This is a genomic window from Acidobacteriota bacterium (genome assembly GCA_016703965.1).
Classification (GTDB): Bacteria; Acidobacteriota; Blastocatellia; order Pyrinomonadales; family Pyrinomonadaceae; genus OLB17.
In genome coordinates, this window is the sequence record JADJBB010000004.1 from 18,992 (window position 1) to 35,772 (window position 16,781).

Below are 16,781 nucleotides of genomic sequence, written 5' to 3' on the forward strand. Positions count from 1 at the left end.
TGCAGATGAGGCGCAGGGCGAATACCAAATCGTGCAGACCTCTCCCGTTAGGTTGCGCCTGAATCCGTCGGGCTATAAACTCACTTTTGAGGATCTAACATCTCGGGAAATGACATTTATGAAACATTTTATCTTTATCTCGACCGTCATCTTAACTCTCACGTTTACCGCCCTCGGCCAGAAGGCTGCCGTTGGCAAGCCCGACCCGGCGAAGGATGTCCGCGATGCCTTCGACCGGCTTGTCGAAGGCATAAAGCAAGCCGACGTCGACAAGGTCATGTCAACCTACGAAAAAAGCGACCGGCTGCTCATCTTCAACAATAACGGCTCCGCGACCATTGGCTGGGAAAACGTGAAAAGCAACGTCACCGCCTCGTATGCAAAGGTTTCGAACGTCACGCTCGACGTTACGGGACTTCGAGTTGAATTGCTTGGAAAAACGGCAGCCTACGTTAGCTGCAAGTGGAAACAAACGCAGGAGAACAATGGGACGGTCGAGAATTCATCCGGCCGTATGACACTTGTTTTCAAGCTGATCGGAAAGGACTGGAAGATCGTCCACCGTCACACCTCGCCAGACCGCCCGGACGCAACACGCCCCGTTTTCCCGTCCGAAAGGCTGCCCGGATAAACTAGATTCCGTCAGAGCAATAGAAAAGAAAGCCGCCAAATTGGCGGCTTTCTCATATACAAAATAGTTGGTGGATTCTAGACGCTCGCTCCGGGGTAACCGGATCCAAGACGTTCGACAGATCCCTCAGCCAGCGAATTAACGATCTCGTAATGGAAGTAATCAAATTTCGCGGCAACCGGTGGCTGAACGCGCTTGTCATACATTTCGCGTGAACGGTCGATCGCCTCGCGAAGCCGGTCGTAGAGATCATTCGCCTCACGGCCCTCGATAACCTTCTTTTCGTTGTAAAGCTTGATCTCCGACACTAAAAGACGGGCGAAACGGCGGGCATCGTTGTGGATACGACGTTCCTCCTCAGGCACCTCGATCGGCAGATCGACATTGCGTTCGCTCAGACGAGGTTTAGGCGCCTGAACAACCGGAGCCTCCATTACCGGAGCTTCAACCTGGTGGGCAAAACCGCCGCCACTGGTCACGGCAGCCGGTTCGAATTGCTCAACGGGCTGTTCGAATGGCGAACTGATAGGCGGAGCCTCATTAAAAACGTTTCCGGTATCAAATACCATATCGCTGCCTTTCGGCTCTTCGACATAGATCGGCTCGGCTACGGGAGCAAAACTTTCGTCCGCGGGATGGACCGGCTCGACAGCCGGAGCAAAGGTTTCAACGGGCGGAGCAACGGGCTCGGCCTGCGGTTCAAATGTCTCGACGGGCGTTTCGAATGATGTTGCAAATTCAGCCTGACGAACTGCTTCATCCCCTATAAATGGCTTCTCAGCGAACGGATTGTCATCGAATGCTGTCTCAACAGCAGCAGGTTCCTCGACCTTTTCAAATGCCCCGTATGAGGCGGGTTCCGCGTCGAATGGATTTGACGAAACTTCAGGCGGAAATCCGCCTTCAAAGGTGACACTGTCGCTGAACGAAAAAGCCTGCTCATCTTTGGCGGGTTCGTCAGCGAATGCCGGTGCACCGAAAGGTGATCCATAAGCCGGAGCGGGCTCAATGTATTCGCTCGCTGGACTTTGAGCTACCGGCTCGGGGTGCAGGGCTGTTGGTTCCTCGGGTTTCGAATCGACGTTTTCGAAGTCCGCGGCAGCTACCGTACGGTTCTCAGCCTTGGCGGTCTGCATCGAAGCAAGCAGTTCCACCGTCAATCCGGCAACACGGACGAGAGTTTCGAGGGCTTCTCGATTGATGTCCGAATCTTTCTCCGCTTCCGTGCCGTGGTCGGCATAAAGCACGGCAACCGCTCGGCTGCGGGCGACCAACGGGATAGCATACATTCTTTCCGGCTCGCCGAACTGAAGCGGGTTAATGAACGCCGCATCTCCGGGGTGGCTTCGCCCTGAGTTATCGACGGTAGTTCTCGCCGTAACGGCGGCACCGAGGATCGAATCAGATGAAACCGGGAAATGGATATCGCGGATCGCGTTCTCAGCGGCAACATCCGCCCCGAAAATCTTCCAGCCCGAGAAATGATCGGATTTGATGATGAAAAATGCACCGCGCGGGGCAAAGTTTGCTGCGTGATGTACCAGCGATTTCAGGATCGCACTCTGCGAATCCTTCGAGCTGATGTCATCGACCGCATCGCGGATCGCGTCGTATTTGACTTCGACAGGCGCGGCTGCCGGAACGGCGCTAAGCGGCGATTGGCCGAGATTTTCAGCTTCGACCATCGCATTGGCGGCAACGCGAGCTCCCTCATCCCGGGCAAGGCGCAAATGTTCTGCCACCGTACCGGTAAAGGCAGCATCGAACGTCCGTTCCGAATCAAAACGAGCGGCAAAGCCCTTAAATGCCTCATCGATCTGAGACTTTTGTTTTTCAAACTCGGCCTCGAATTTGCTGTGAAATTCAGCAGTTTCCTGCTTCATTTCGGCAAGTACGGACTTGAGATAACTCTCAAATTCACTTTTGAGACTCTGTTCGAGTTCTTCGCTATTCACTACGTTTCTCCTCCATCAAATCAAAAAAAATGCTGGTTAAAATAGGTATGTTTTTCGGTGGTCCGGGCAGAGCTTAGGCCCAAGTGCGGCTTACGGCGTTTTTTCATAAACCACCGTCCTCCCGATTATGTACAATCCGGTACAACAATGTCAAGAAATTCTTCAAAATCAACAAAATGCATCTACTTGAGAGGGTTGAGTGATCCGGCGGCGAACAGTTCTTGGTGCGGTATTTTTGCGTAAACTCACCTGCGAGCAAAACAGAGCCTTTAAAGTGTGAATCGATTCACACTTTGAACAACACGCCGTATTTTCAGGCAATTTTTAGTAGATGACGTTGTTTGGTCAAGGGCTTTGGCCAGCCTGTCGGCTTAAAAGCGGTTGATAGGTAAAGTAATTTGGGAGATTGGTCAAAGGTAAAAACGGCAGAATTTCCTCTACCAATAAAGGCGGAAACCTATACGGCCAAGACCGTAAGATTTGGGTCGATCTCTTCGCGGATCATGTTCTCGATGGCCATCAAGGTGCCGGTCAGCGAGCTAGGGCACGAACCGCAGGCACCTTCGTAGCGGATCCGAAGAGTTTCTTCGTCGAGGTCGATTATCTCGAGCCAACCGCCGTCGCCGGCGAGATAGGGCCGAATGCGGTCGTCGAGCAGTTCGTTGATCGCCGCGAGTTTCGGATCGTCGCTTGCCGCGACGCCGATCGCACCGCCAACCGTCGCAGCCGCTGCTTTTTTCGCCGTCCCATTGGTCGAAGCGACAGCCGGAGCCTCGCGGATCGGCACCGCGAGATCAGGCAGGATCTCATCCCAGTCGATGTCGTCGGTCTTCTCGACCGTGATCATCTTGTCCATGTAAAACACAGACACGACCTCGCCCACGTCAAATATTGCCTTTGCCAAAGCATTATCCGCTGCGGCGTCAGCCGTCTTGAACGAGTGCGACGTTCCGTGCGAAACGGGCTCCTTTAAAATAAACTTTACCGCGTTCGGGTTCGGCGTTTCCTGTATATCAGCGATCTTTGGCATTGCTTTTCACATCAGTAAAAATGAATCATTACATTTTTGTCAACATTATGATAACGCAACTCCGGAGGTATCGCAAATTATTCCAACCCTTCTTCTCGCCGAGCAGAACGCTTCACATATCCAATAACATCTTTTCGACTACCTCTTACAAAATTTCCTGCAGTGGCCTACCCGTGGGCTTCGGTCAGAAAAAAGGACAACTCCGAAAAGCTGTCCTTTTTATATACACTATTTCTATCCAGTTCGCAGGGCGCTGTTCAGCCGACTTGCGAGCGAAGACGTTTTACGCATTCCACACCGTTACTCCGTAATATGAATATCTTCCTTTTTAGCGATGCGGCCCGAGAGGAAAAACCCTCCGAGACCGACGGTTGCGACCGCACATACAAGTGCGATCACCAAGAAGACTTTATTATCGTCGCTGCTCGTGTATTTGTAGAATGAGAAAGCTGCCGCGATCGCGGCTACGAGTGCTAATAAGGCAAAAAGCATGTCCTTCACAAAAATCACCTCCAACCTGATACAGGTTTGCGTGTTACGAAGTTAACATGGCGAAGCGGGCGTTAAAGCATTGCTTCGCCCAACTGCTGCGGAACAGACCGCTGTGTTTTCAAAACTGCCTAGATCTCTGAGAACGTCTCAATCTTACTCCCGTTTTGGTTGCAAATGCAAGCCGTTTCCGGTCTCGTATTTCACCGAAATAACCGGCCCTAATTTGCAACCCATATAATTAGACGTTATCGGCATATAAAATGTTTCGTATATTAATTAAGCCTAGCTTTTGCGATCCGCTCGATGCCCTGCAGGTCACGGATAAAGTCAATTTCACACCAGATCGCTACGTCGAACAGCTCTTTGACGCTTCTCGCCTGGCCAAAGCCGATCTCAATTAAGATATGGCCGCCTTTTTAAGAAACTTCGGAGCATCGGCAACAATGCGTCGCACTATATACAGCCCGTCATCGCCGCCGAACAGCGCTGAATGCGGTTCAAAACTGCCGACCTCTGTTTGCAGCGTCGTGAGATCGCTGTCGGGAATGTAAGGCGGATTGGAAACGATGAGATCGAATTCGCCCTCGACGCCTTGATAAACATCTCCGTGATGCAAAGCGAGACGATCGGCGACGTTGTAAAACTCCGCATTTTTCCTGGCAATCCCCAAAGCCGGTTCCGATATATCAACGGCGACCGCGGTCGCCCGAGGCGAATTGTGCAGGATCGAAACCGAGATACAGCCGGAGCCAACACCGATCTCAACAAATCGCGGGTTCGGCAGTTCACCTAGAATGTTTATCGCATCCTCGACCAAAAGTTCGGTCTCGGGCCTCGGGATCAGGACGCCGGGAGCCACTGTGAAATCGAGCCCGTAGAACTCCTTTCTTCCGACGATGTAGTGAAAAGGCTCGCGTGCCTCCCGCCTCTCTACGGCAGAATCGAAGGCCTTCGATTCTGCTTCGGTCAGCTCGTATTCGGGGTGGGCGAAAATAAAAGCGGAGGTTTTGCCGATCGCAAACGCCATAAGCGATGACGCTTCGCGGCGTGCATCGTCGATCCCGGCATCTTGTAGTTTCGCAGACGCACGGGCAACGGAATCAGCTATATTTGGCTTGGGCTCGCGTGTCATAGATCCTTCCGCTCGTAAGCTTTAATAAAATACCGCGGGTCGCCGATCTCGGGCTCCGGTCCATCGGGCACTCCGAAAACCTTTACGAGGCGATAGTTATCCTGCATCCAGCCTCCCAGCGTTCTATAGAAATCCTTGCCGAACGCTACGCTGCCAAATTCGCGCATCGGGCGGTTCGGGACGAAGATGTACCGTACATTATCACGCATGAGTAGAGAGCTCGCGGTGAGCTCATCTTGTTCGCTCATAAAATCAGGCAGCAGCACCTGATGACGTAAATTGATACGCCGTGCGGTCAGAAATGCAAGATCGTTGCCTTCCGGAACGACCGCGATAAAATCGCCCGGAGCCGTTCGCTGCTCAATAAAACGAAGCGTTTCGGAAATGACCGGCCCTGTTTCCTTTTCAACGAAAGCGGTGCCGCGTACTGCTGTTACTTCGTAAACATATTTGCTTCGGAATCTGTAGCCGAACGAGACCATCGTAGCTATGATCGCGACGACAAGAAATCCTCGGGCGATCGCCGCAGCTCGCAGCGAGGAGCTTGAATCGCTTGTCCATTTTTCAACGTAAAAAGGCAGTTCCCACACGAGGCCGTAAATTGTCACACATAACCCTATGGGTAGAAAAAAGCTCCCCGAAAATCCCCCGCTCGGTACGCGCAGTATTACTCGCGAAATGATCGCAAGTGCGTATATGGCCGCGATGAAAAGCGGGCCGCCAACGTCAGGCCGACGCCGCCACGCGATCGCCATCATGCCGATCATAAGGAACGGCAGTGATCTAATCGGGCTTCCGTCCCATTGGCTGACAGACAAAAACCCCACCACCAGAGCGAGGACGGTCGAGCCGAGAAATATCATCACGGATCGCCGTTTCAGCGTGTAGGTTCGATCGCTGAAAAAGACGATCCCGGCGATCACAGCTATACAAACGCCCAGAGAACCAAGCATCTGAACGATCGACCATACCGGGAAATTCAGCCCCGCGCGGAAGCGGTTGTAATAGACGAGGGACGCGGGAATATTCGTGTAGAACAGGTGACAATCATTGATCAGCATCTGTGCGTCCATCTTGACGAACAGTTCAGCTATCACTGGAACAAATACGAGCAGGGCAGCAATTCCGGCGATCGCGAGATCGCGAAGGAGCTTTCCAATTTTCAAGCGGTGTAGGAAGAGAAGATACGCTGCAACTGTAAGTGCTCCTGCAAACGCGAACTCCTGCTTCGCGATACCCGCCAGCCCGATGAACAGCCCGCATAACCAGAGCTCAGCCGTTTTCTTATTCTCAGCGAATCGCATCAGAAACAGCACCGAAGCGATGGAAAAAACCGTTCCGTGAAGAGCCGCGAAGGAATACGGCAAGATCAGATTCCCCGCCGGCTTAAAGATACAGAGTACGACGACGACACAAACGGCAAGCGAGCTTTCGAGCGGCGGCATCAGCTTTCTCACGATGCGATAACACAAAATTGTAAGAACTGCTGACCAGCATATGCCGCTAATGGCAAGCGTGTCGAGATGCGGACCGAAAATGCGGTAGAGCAGGGCATTAAAATAGGGCGAAAAGGGAGTATAAAGATAGTGGATGTCGCGATAAAGCCATTCGCCGTTCATCAGCCGCAGCGGCATGTCGGCCTCGCGGCCGATATCCACTATCAGCGACGTCCAGCGATGCCATGAGAGAACCAGCATCGTCAGAAACGCAGCGGGGGCAAGCAGCCAGGGACGAAAGGCGGAAACGGTGTCGCGTACAGATGTCATTTTAGTTAGCAGTTTTGTTAGCAATACCGTTTTCGTCGTAGAATTAGGCGTTCGCTTCTTCGCCCGTCAATTTCAGCCGATTATATGTCTCACGAAAAGGAACTTCAAGGTGTTGGCCCGACGCACTGCCCGTGCCTGTCCGTTATCATGCCGGCGTATAACGAAGAAGCAACGCTCACGATGATCGTGGAACGGGTCATCGGCATTCCTCACCTGCTGGAGCTCGTGATCGTCGATGATTGCTCTTCGGACAAGACCGGCGAGATCGCGAAACGGCTTGCGGAGAAGTATTCGGCGATCGAATATGTTCGCCATGATAAAAACAAAGGAAAGACCGAAGCCCTGAAAAAAGGTTTCGCGATGGCGAAGGGCGACGTAGTTATCGTTCAGGACGCCGATCTGGAATACGACCCGAATGAGATCCAGGACGTGATCAGCCCGATCTTGCATGGACACGCGGATGTCGTTTACGGGTCGCGATTCATGGTGAAAAAAGCAACACGGATCCTCTATTTCACCCACTATCTCGCCAATAAGTCGCTTACATTTTTCTCGAACTGCTTCACTAACCTCAACATGAGCGACATGGAAACGTGCTACAAAGCGTTTCGCAGCGAGATCGCTCGAAATATGATAATCACATCGAGCGGTTTCGGATTTGAGGTCGAGGTCACGGCCAAGATCGCGAAGCTGAACGCCGCGATATACGAGGTGCCGATCAGCTATTACGGCCGAACGTACGACGAAGGCAAAAAGATCGGGTTTAAGGACGGCGTTGCTGCTCTTTTTTACGTGTTGAAATACAATCTCTTCGTTTCGAAAAAAGGCTCGTTTCAAAACTCATTTGAGCTGGCGAAAAAGATCACGCAGCCATACCTCACCGCCGGAGAAACCAATGAATGACCCCGCGGTCTACATAGGCAAGGATCTGGAGGCAATGTCGTTCGCCGTCAATTATCACCGGTGGATCCTGGATGAGCTGAAGCCGTTCATCGGCGACCATGTCGTCGAAGTCGGTGCCGGAATAGGCAGCTTTACAGAATTACTGTTAGAACTAGAGCCGCAAAGCCTCGCCCTCGTCGAGCCGTCGGAAATGTTCTATAGCCTCGAGGTAAATACGGCGGAAAGGGAAAGCAAAACTGATCTGAGCCTTTACCATTCTGTCTTTACAGAAGCGGCAGGGGCGATCGTCGCGAAACAACGGCCCGATACGATCATTTACGTCAACGTTCTCGAACATATTGAGGACGATGAAAACGAACTAAAAGCAGTTTTCGATACGCTCGCGGACGGCGGGCATTGCCTGATATTTGTGCCGGCGTTGATGAGCCTTTACGGCGAATTCGACCGCAAAGTCGGGCATTTTCGCAGGTATTCAAAAAGAGAACTTGAGGAAAAATGCCGGGCTGCGGGATTTAACATCGTGCGGTCGTTCTTTTTCGATATCGCGGGCGTTCTGCTGTGGTATATGAAATATCGCGTGCTCAACTCTGACGGCCTCGGTTCACAGGCCGTCACAGCGTATGACAATTTGGTCGTGCCGATAATGCGCCGTATCGAACCGATCACCGGAGTGCCCGTTGGCAAGAATCTGCTGGCGATCATTAGGAAAGCGTGAGCTTTTGCCCTTTTGGATGAAAAGCCTGATAATAAAAGCCTGAAAATAAGAGAGTTTTATGAAGTTTTTCTCTGATATCAGGTTATTGGTACTTGCGATCTGGCTGGGAGCGGCAGTGTTTTTTATCGGTGTCGCTCAAGCAGCCTTCGCGGTGCTGCCGCAGCGGGAACTCGCCGGAGCGGTCGTGAACCGAACGCTCGCGATCCTGAATTTCAGCGGAATGGCGATCTCGGTTTTCCTGATCCTTACGTCTTTGCTCGCAACGTCGCGGATCAGCAAACTTTGGCTCTGGGTTGAGCGATTCCTGCTGCTGGTGATCGCGGCGGCGTGTGCGGTTGGGCAATTTGTGATCGGCTTATGGCTGGCTTCGGTAAGAGCTCAGATCGGGAAACCGATCGATGACGTACCGCTCGATGATCCGTTGCGGATACAATTCAACATGCTGCACGAGTATTCGGTTTGGGTGCTGTTTGCAGGAATGGTCGCGGCTCTGATCGCATTTTTTATTATCGCGAATCGCAAGTTCAGCTCGGCTCCGGCCAAGGCTGAAAAAGATAATATTTACGATTTCTCAAAAGAATTTAAGGTCTGATTAGATATGGAACTGATCGAAAATCTCGAAGTTTTTTCAGGACGTTTTTCCCGTTGGAATGCGAACGACAACCTCACGAACTATCCGTGGGTCGAGAATGTCCATTCCCCTTTTACGCCGGTCCGCCGTGCGTTGCCGATGCTTAACCTCGCGCTCATATCGTCCGCCGGTGCGTATATTGACGGAATGGATCCGTTCGACACTTCGAGCCGGGATGGGGATCTGAACTTCCTCGAAATTCCCGTCGAGGTCGAGGCAGGTGATCTTCGTTACACCGCCAAAGGCTACGACCCGAAAGCCGTGCAGGAAGACCGTAACTGTCAGATCCCCGTCGATCGACTAACGGAATACGCCGAAAACGGCGTCATCGGCGGCCTTAACAACGTCTGGTGGAGCCTCAGCAGCCACATTCCGAACGCCGAACGAGTCGCTCAAGAGATAGCCCCGAAGATCGCCGAACGCCTCCATCGCTACGAGGTGCAGGCAGCCCTGCTCATCCCGGCATCGCGTCTCTGCCACCAAACCCTTGGCATTATCGCCCGCGGCATTGAAGAAAGCGGCATCCCGACGATGACCATCTCCGTCGACCCAAAACTGACCGATATGGTCCGCCCACCGCGAACGGCTTACTACAACGGAGAACTCGGCACGGTTGCCGGCAAGCCGAATTTCAGGGAATATCAGTTGAGGATCCTCGATGAAGCTTTGCGATGGACCGAGACGTTCGACCAACCCGGATCCCGCAAACTCGCGGTCGATCTGGAAACATCGGTCGAAGCCGCTCGCGGCGAAAGGTAAGAAAGTAACCACGAAAGTACACGAAAAAGCACGAACTGGGCGATCCTATTTCGTGCTTTTTCGTGTACTTTCGTTGTTACTCTTACTTCCCTATCTGCCAGAGCTTGATCGCTTCGACTGGATAGAGCAGCATAATTATATTGATCACAAGGCTATCGCGGATGGTCAGAATGAGGATGGCTTCCGTCAGGACGAAAAGAGCAACTGACTTCCAGAATCTGAGTTTATACGCGATCACGAAGCCGGTCGCACAGCAGACGATATCTGCGAGGGAATTGATTATCGAATCGCCGAAATAGTCGAGCGAGATCGTTTCTTCGCGATAGCGATTGATAATGTAGCTTGAATTCTCCGCGACCTCCCACGAGCTTTCGATCAGGACAGCGAGAACGAGCCGCCACGCCAGCGGCATTTTCCTGAAAACAAGCCCGATCAGCCAAAACTCAAGAACGCCGTGCAGAATGTGCGTGAACGAATACGGATCCATTACATGCTGCGAATTGTGTGACGTCCAGATATCCCACGACCACGGCATATAATCGCCCGCCTGACACCACCAGACACGCCCTTGAAAGTTGAGCATGACGATGGTGATAAAAACTACGGCGAGACAGGCGAGAAGCGGCTTTGTCTCGAACAGGCCTCGTTGTTGTAAGTTCGGATCCGGCATTTTGAAAATGATTTTGCGTCGAAAACGAGGTTTCTGCAAGTCCCCTTGAAAATCGTCCGCACAATCGTTGCGCAAGCCCGCGCGTAAGCAAGGGCGAATTATTCAATTTTAGCGGAGTCAACACCCCGGGTTCGGAAATCGCCCCTGCTTACGCGCGGGCTTGAGCAAGATTCGACTTTGCCACGCCCGTGGTTTTGAGCAAGAATCTAGGTTGGTTATGAACCGAGACGAAAACTTAGAGCGAGTTCGCAAACACAAACAGCCGTGGGACATCATCGTCATTGGCGGCGGGGCGACCGGTGTCGGCTGTGCTCTGGACGCTGCTTCGCGCAGGCTCGATGTACTGCTTTTAGAACAGCACGACTTCGGCAAAGGAACCTCGAGCCGCAGTACAAAGCTCGTCCACGGCGGTGTTCGTTATCTGGCACAGGGCGATCTGGGACTTGTCCGCGAAGCCCTGTCGGAACGCTCAACGCTGCTGCAAAATGCTCCGCATGTCGTTCACATACAGGAGTTTATAGTCCCCTGTTACAGTTTGTGGCAAAAGGTATTTTATGGCGTCGGTCTCAAGATCTACGATCTTCTCGCTGGCAGCAAACGCATTGGCCGATCAAAGATCTTGTCGCGGAGCGAAACTACCAGGCGGTTTCCGACCGTCAACACCGAAGGCCTTTCAGGCGGCATTCTTTACCATGATGGTCAATTCGACGATGCTCGACTGCTCATCGACATGGCTCGAACGGCTGATGGCGTTGGTGCATGCCTGATAAATTATGCTCCGGTTCTCGATTTTCAGGATGACGACTTAGGATCGATAGTGGGCGTTAAATTTAGAGATCTGGAAACTGGCGAGATACATAAGGTTCTCGCCCGCACCATCATAAACGCAACCGGTGCATTCTGCGATCCGATCAGGAAAAATGCTGACCCTAAGGCAAAACCTGTCGTAACATTCGCGCAGGGCTCGCACATCGTTCTCGAACGCCGTTTTTTGCCGTCAGATGCTGCCCTGATGATCCCCAAAACAAGCGATGGCCGTGTTCTGTTTTGCATTCCGTGGCACGACCATGTCATCGTCGGCACCACCGACATATCAGTGGAATCAGCTGTTCTCGAACCCGAGGCTCTCGATGCCGAGATCGATTTCATCCTGGAAACGGTCGGCGGATATTTAACGGAACGCCCAAAGCGAGCCGACATCCTGAGTGTTTTTGCCGGAATTCGCCCATTAGTAAACCGCTCTGATGCAAAAAACACAGCCGCTCTGTCCCGCAGTCACGAGCTGTTCGTCGATGCCGACGTTGTAATCACCATCACAGGCGGAAAATGGACGACCTATCGAAGAATGGCTGAGGACGCTGTGGATCGGGCCGTCGAGATCGGCAGCCTTGACGCGAGCTGCTGTGTCACGGCAAACCTGAAGATCTCAGCACCGCCAAAAAGCAGCGGCCAGCGGCTTCATAAAGATCTCCAATACACGGATGATGATGTGGTGCGTGCCGTTCGCGACGAGATGGCACGGACCGTCGAAGACGTTCTGCCCGGCGAACCCGAACGCTATTCCTCAACGCTGCCGCAGCCATCGAAATGGCTCCAAAGATCGCGGAGATCATGGCTCGGGAATTAGGAAGGGATAGTGAATGGGTCACCGCAGAGATAGCGGCGTTCAGGAAAACGGCATGTAGATACCGGTCGGAACCGTCTGCGTGAGCGGCCGGAATGAACGAGGTTGGGCCAGATTTCTATGCATGCTTCGTTCCGCCCGCTTACGCAGGCGGTTCTGACCCGTGCTCTAGTAAACGAGCTTCATTACAAACGCTTCCCACCGACGCTGAAACGCGAGCATATCTCGCTCGCCGAGAACTCTCTGAAGAGTTTTGTATCCGGTCGGATCGGTCTTTACGGTCGCGCTGAATTCTTTGTAGTACCTCACAAGCAGTTTCTTTTCCTGCAGGTAATACATCAGATAGCGTGCCTGGGCGTAATTCGTTCCGGTTGCTTCCTTATAAAACTCGCCGTCGGACATTGACGTCATTGCCTTGAACGTTGGCACAATTTTTTTACGCAAACCGTTCTGCAGCCCGCGCAGGCGCCAGTTTGTGTATCCGTAGATATGGCCATCGACGGTTCCCGACTGTTCGTAGAGCGAGCCCATTCCTTCGTTGAACCACGCCGGACAATCCGGAAAATTCACTTCCATAAACGGATGAACGATCTCGTGAACGAGCGTTCCGCCGCCGGTCGCGATGTTCATTATCAGGGCCTTTTTTGATGGAGAATAATAACCGTACGGCGTGTCCGGTTCGTCGTTGAAGAATTCTTTGGCATGCTTTCGATACGACGTTTCGTCCTTCAGTAGCCAGATCTCAAGAATGTTTGCGGGGTCTTTCTTGAAGTAGTCCTGCTTGAGCTTCTGTATTGTTCCGCGAACGACATCCTTAGCCCACTGCTCTACGCGATCGGCGCTATCATCGCCCACGACAATGAACGGCCGCTCGACCAGAACCGTGAAGCCGCGTCCCTTGAGCTTTGCTCTGAGCTGCGAAGCGTGGGTCTCGAAAGCTTCGGCGGTTGGAAGATCTGCCGCTATCCGCGTCTGCGGCCTAGCCATTACCGGGAAAGAGAGAGCCGCAAAAAGAACCAGTATAAAAATTACGCGGCCGGTACTGAACATTCGGTAGTACATCATATACGATGAACGCCGCCGCCGCGAGACATTTGCAGAAAATCTACTCGGTCGAAACGACGTCTTCGCCTTTTAACGCGGCATTCAGCGTATGCCAGCTAAGCGATGCACATTTGACGCGCGCCGGGAACTCAAGGACGCCCGAAAATATTTTCAGCTTGCCTAGATCGTTGTCGTCAGTCTCAATGTCAAGATCGCCAGTGACCATGCGGTGAAACTCATCAAAAATATGGTGAGCCTCGTCCCTGGTTTTCCCCTTTACAGCCTGCGTCATCATCGACGCCGAAGCCTTTGAGATCGCACAGCCCGACCCCTTGAACGCCACGTCCGTCACCGTGTCGCCGTCCAGCTTGACGTAAACACGCAAGGCATCGCCGCAAAGCGGATTCTTCCCGTCCGCATATTGATCCGCATCTGCGATCTCATGAAAATTCCGCGGGTTCTTGTTGTGTTCTAAAATCGTTTCCTGATAAAGCTCGTTTAATTCTGACATCTAGAATAATCCTACAATATTTCCGTTCTCATCGATATCCACGTGCTCCGCTGCCGGATGTTCGGGCAACGCAGGCATAGTTCGCATATCACCGCAGATCGGATAAATAAAGCCCGCGCCGACGCTCGCACGGACCTCGCGGATCGGCAGAGTGAAACCGGTCGGGGCTCCTTTTAGTTTTGGATCATGGCTCAAGCTCAAATGAGTTTTTGCCATGCAGATCGGAAGGTTGCCGAATCCATTCGCCTCATACGAGGCGATCTGCTGATCGGCGAACGGCTCGAAAAATACATCCGCGGCACCGTAGATCTTTTTAGCAATGGTCTCGATCTTGGTTTTGATGGGCTGGTCGAGGTCGTATAGGAATTTAAATTCGCTCGGTTGCTCGGCCGCATCGATCACCATTTCGGCTAGCTCGATCGCTCCTTTTCCGCCATCGGCCCAATGGGTCGAAACCGCGGCTCCGAGAGCCCCGGATTCGATCGCGATCCGTTTTACGGCCTCGATCTCTTCCGGATGATCTGATTCGAACGCGTTTATGGCAACGACCGGCGTCACGCCGTGCAGGCGAACATTCTCGATCTGCTTGCGAAGGTTCGCCGCCCCTGCCTCGACGTCAGCAACACTGCACTCAAGCATTTCCGGCGGCAGAGGACGGCCGGCGACGATCTTGTATTTGCCGCTGTGCGATTTCAGAGCTCGAATGGTCGCGACGATCACGCAGGCGTCAGGCGTGAGGCCGCTGTATCGGCATTTGATGTTAAAGAATTTCTCAGCTCCGATGTCAGCTCCAAATCCGGATTCGGTCATCAGGTAATCCGCCGTTTTGATGCCGATCAGATCGGCGAGAATGCTGCTGTTGCCGTGTGCGACGTTAGCGAAAGGCCCGGCGTGAACTAACGCCGGTGTATTCTCAAGCGTTTGCATGATCGTCGGCCTGATCGCATCGAGCATCAGCACGGTCATTGCTCCGGCCGCACCGATCTCTTCGGCAGTGACAGGCTGTTTATCATGCGTCATTCCGACCACGATCCGGCCGAACCGCTTTCGCATATCCTGAAGCGACGTTGTGAGCGCGAGGATCGCCATTACTTCTGACGCGACCGTAATATCAAAACCCGTCTCACGCGGAATGCCGCCTTCCATTCGGCCGCCGAGGCCGACGATGATCTTGCGTAAAGCTCGGTCATTCGTATCAACGACGCGTTTCCAGGTGATGCTGTGCGGATTTATATTGAGCGGATTGCCGCGGAGCAATTTGTTATCGATCATCGCAGCGAGCAGATTGTTTGCCGCCGTAACGGCATGAATATCGCCGGTCAGATTGAGATTAAACGTCTCCATCGGCACGACCTGCGAATAGCCGCCGCCTGCAGCTCCACCCTTAATACCGAACGTCGGCCCTTGCGACGGCTGCCGCAAGCTAACAACAGAGCGTTTGCCGAGGTGCTTCATCGCCTCGCCGAGGCCTATGAGTGTCGTGGATTTACCTTCACCGAGCGGTGTCGGAGTGATTGCGGAAACGTCAATGTATTTGGCGTTCGGGCGATCCTTGAATTTCTCAATGACGTTGAGCCGCACCTTAGCGATGTAAGGGCTGCCGTAAAGGTCGATATCGTCAGGGCCGAGGCCAAGCTGTTCAGCGATCTCGGTCACGGGCCGCATTTTGGCGTGTTGGGCAATATAAAGATCAGAATACATGGTCGGATTATCTATCAATTAGCCCGCGGTTGAAAGTGATGCCGCTCACATCCGGCAAAAAGATCGTCAACGCAAAGCTATCTCTACCGCCCGTTCCGCATGGATCTGCGTCGTATCAAAAAGAACTGCCTCAGTAAGCTCCGGCGTGATCAGCAGAGGGATCTCAGTACAGCCCAGAACGATTCCCTCAGCACCATTTCCTATAAGCTTCTCAATGATCTCCAAATAAGCCGAACGCGAGTCTTCCCGGATCTCGCCTTTCACAAGTTCGTTGTAAATGACCGAATGAACAATTTCGCGATCAGCGTCATCAGGGATTATCGTCTCGATCCCAAATTTATCAAGAAGGCGTTTCTTTAGAAAGTCCTTCTCCATCGTAAATTTCGTCCCTAGCAGGCCAACTTTTTTCAGCCCACTTTCCCGTATCGCCTCACCGGTCGCATCGCCAATGTGGACGAGCGGAATGCTAACGGAGTTTTCCATCTCGTCAGCGAACATGTGCATCGTGTTCGTGCATATCACGATAAGGTTAGCTCCGCCGCGTTCGAGCCGCTTTGCGGCATCGACCATGATCGTTTCGAGTGCTCCCCAGTTCCCTTCGTGCTGGAGCCGAGCGATCTCGCCAAAATCGACCGAATACATCAACGACTCAGCCGAATGCGAACCGCCGAGCAGCTCCTGAGTTTTGCGGTTGATGATCTGGTAGTAAACGACCGAGCTTTCCCAGGACATCCCGCCGATGAGGCCGATGGTTTTCATTATGATCGATCAATCCCGGTGCAATACAGCGTAGGCAAATATGGCGATCGCCGCACCAATGCCACCCGCAACTCCGGCCCAGATGTACTTCGACTTGGTGCTCATATCGCTTTTTCCTGTGTAGTCTAAGGTCTTTACATCCGAATAGTTCGCCGTTGTCGCCTTTTTGCTCGAATCCATGACAGCGAAAGTATTCTGATTTGCCTCACTTATGAAGCCAGAGATCTTGGTGCCGTCGAAAAGCAACACACGAACCTTTGCTTCGTCTCCGGTTCCGATCTTCGCGACTTTTTGCCGCATCTTTTCGGTTCGTTTTATTACCTGCGGGTTACCCTGCTGCGCGACAACCGAAATACCGGACGCGGAGATCGCTAACACCGTCAATACCATCATCAATGCACTCTTTCATGACTTGATAAACGACCATATTACCATCCACTCAAAAACCTCACGGTAGG

General features: G+C 52.7%; 17 protein-coding genes and 1 pseudogene. 7 read left to right on the forward strand and 11 right to left on the reverse strand.

The features are described 5' to 3' along the window. Nucleotides 1-118 precede the first annotated feature (118 nt). Entirely contained in the window at nt 119-631 is a 513-nt protein-coding gene (locus IPG22_02875; protein MBK6587250.1) for a nuclear transport factor 2 family protein, read from the forward strand. A 77-nt stretch (nt 632-708) separates the two neighbouring features. Here IPG22_02875 and IPG22_02880 read toward each other — a convergent pair whose 3' ends face one another. The 3 genes from IPG22_02880 to IPG22_02890 form a co-directional block, all read right to left on the reverse strand. Beyond that, nucleotides 709-2,586 (reverse strand): hypothetical protein, encoded by a 1,878-nt coding sequence (locus IPG22_02880; protein MBK6587251.1) that lies wholly within the window; start codon nt 2,584-2,586, stop codon nt 709-711. A gap of 457 nt (nt 2,587-3,043) precedes the next feature. Continuing rightward, nucleotides 3,044-3,616, reverse strand: coding sequence for a NifU family protein (locus tag IPG22_02885; GenBank protein MBK6587252.1), 573 nt, complete (start codon nt 3,614-3,616; stop codon nt 3,044-3,046). Between the two features lie 300 nt (nt 3,617-3,916). Further along, nucleotides 3,917-4,117 carry a hypothetical protein gene (locus IPG22_02890; protein MBK6587253.1) on the reverse strand — a complete coding sequence of 67 codons (201 nt, stop codon included), beginning with the start codon at nt 4,115-4,117 and terminating at the stop codon, nt 3,917-3,919. A gap of 251 nt (nt 4,118-4,368) precedes the next feature. Here IPG22_02890 and IPG22_02895 point away from each other — a divergent pair, with 251 nt between their 5' ends. Then, a complete protein-coding gene (locus IPG22_02895; GenBank protein ID MBK6587254.1) occupies nt 4,369-4,509 on the forward strand; it encodes a hypothetical protein in 141 nt (46 codons plus the stop codon). Here the strand turns inward: IPG22_02895 and prmC are convergent. Both prmC and IPG22_02905 read right to left on the reverse strand, forming a co-directional pair. Beyond that, nucleotides 4,506-5,240, reverse strand: a complete 735-nt coding sequence (prmC, locus tag IPG22_02900; GenBank protein ID MBK6587255.1) for a peptide chain release factor N(5)-glutamine methyltransferase — start codon at nt 5,238-5,240, stop codon at nt 4,506-4,508. The genes IPG22_02895 and prmC overlap by 4 nt on opposite strands. Then, entirely contained in the window at nt 5,237-7,006 is a 1,770-nt protein-coding gene (locus IPG22_02905; protein MBK6587256.1) for a glycosyltransferase family 39 protein, read from the reverse strand. The genes prmC and IPG22_02905 overlap by 4 nt, the downstream gene beginning before the upstream one ends. An 84-nt stretch (nt 7,007-7,090) precedes the next feature. Here IPG22_02905 and IPG22_02910 point away from each other — a divergent pair, with 84 nt between their 5' ends. From IPG22_02910 to IPG22_02925, 4 genes are read left to right on the forward strand one after another with little or no spacing between them, the layout of a single operon-like run. Further along, nucleotides 7,091-7,909 (forward strand): glycosyltransferase family 2 protein, encoded by an 819-nt coding sequence (locus IPG22_02910; protein MBK6587257.1) that lies wholly within the window; start codon nt 7,091-7,093, stop codon nt 7,907-7,909. Beyond that, the gene (locus IPG22_02915) at nt 7,902-8,624 is read left to right on the forward strand and encodes a class I SAM-dependent methyltransferase (protein MBK6587258.1); all 723 of its coding nucleotides are present in this window, start codon (nt 7,902-7,904) and stop codon (nt 8,622-8,624) included. The genes IPG22_02910 and IPG22_02915 overlap by 8 nt, the downstream gene beginning before the upstream one ends. Before the next feature lie 58 nt (nt 8,625-8,682). Further along, nucleotides 8,683-9,216: a DUF4149 domain-containing protein gene (locus IPG22_02920; protein MBK6587259.1), complete on the forward strand. Its 534-nt coding sequence runs from the start codon at nt 8,683-8,685 to the stop codon at nt 9,214-9,216. Between the two features lie 6 nt (nt 9,217-9,222). Further along, nucleotides 9,223-10,014 (forward strand): hypothetical protein, encoded by a 792-nt coding sequence (locus IPG22_02925; protein ID MBK6587260.1) that lies wholly within the window; start codon nt 9,223-9,225, stop codon nt 10,012-10,014. 82 nt (nt 10,015-10,096) lie between these two features. Here the strand turns inward: IPG22_02925 and IPG22_02930 are convergent, their stop codons facing one another. Then, nucleotides 10,097-10,684, reverse strand: coding sequence for a DUF2585 family protein (locus IPG22_02930; GenBank protein ID MBK6587261.1), 588 nt, complete (start codon nt 10,682-10,684; stop codon nt 10,097-10,099). Between the two features lie 217 nt (nt 10,685-10,901). On the opposite strand from IPG22_02930, the pseudogene IPG22_02935 reads away from it, so the two are divergent. Continuing rightward, nucleotides 10,902-12,394 (forward strand): annotated as a pseudogene (locus IPG22_02935) (FAD-dependent oxidoreductase). Between the two features lie 82 nt (nt 12,395-12,476). On the opposite strand, the gene IPG22_02940 reads toward IPG22_02935, so the two are convergent. From IPG22_02940 to IPG22_02960, 5 genes are all read right to left on the reverse strand, one after another. Next, nucleotides 12,477-13,373: a hypothetical protein gene (locus IPG22_02940; GenBank protein MBK6587262.1), complete on the reverse strand. Its 897-nt coding sequence runs from the start codon at nt 13,371-13,373 to the stop codon at nt 12,477-12,479. Between the two features lie 40 nt (nt 13,374-13,413). After that, complete coding sequence (locus tag IPG22_02945; GenBank protein MBK6587263.1) at nt 13,414-13,863, reverse strand: SUF system NifU family Fe-S cluster assembly protein; 450 nt, start codon at nt 13,861-13,863, stop codon at nt 13,414-13,416. Continuing rightward, nucleotides 13,864-15,564 carry a formate--tetrahydrofolate ligase gene (locus IPG22_02950; protein MBK6587264.1) on the reverse strand — a complete coding sequence of 567 codons (1,701 nt, stop codon included), beginning with the start codon at nt 15,562-15,564 and terminating at the stop codon, nt 13,864-13,866. 66 nt (nt 15,565-15,630) lie between these two features. Then, nucleotides 15,631-16,323, reverse strand: coding sequence for an aspartate/glutamate racemase family protein (locus tag IPG22_02955; GenBank protein ID MBK6587265.1), 693 nt, complete (start codon nt 16,321-16,323; stop codon nt 15,631-15,633). Nucleotides 16,324-16,332: 9 nt separating this feature from the next. Then, nucleotides 16,333-16,716, reverse strand: coding sequence for a hypothetical protein (locus tag IPG22_02960; GenBank protein MBK6587266.1), 384 nt, complete (start codon nt 16,714-16,716; stop codon nt 16,333-16,335). Nucleotides 16,717-16,781: the final 65 nt, after the last annotated feature.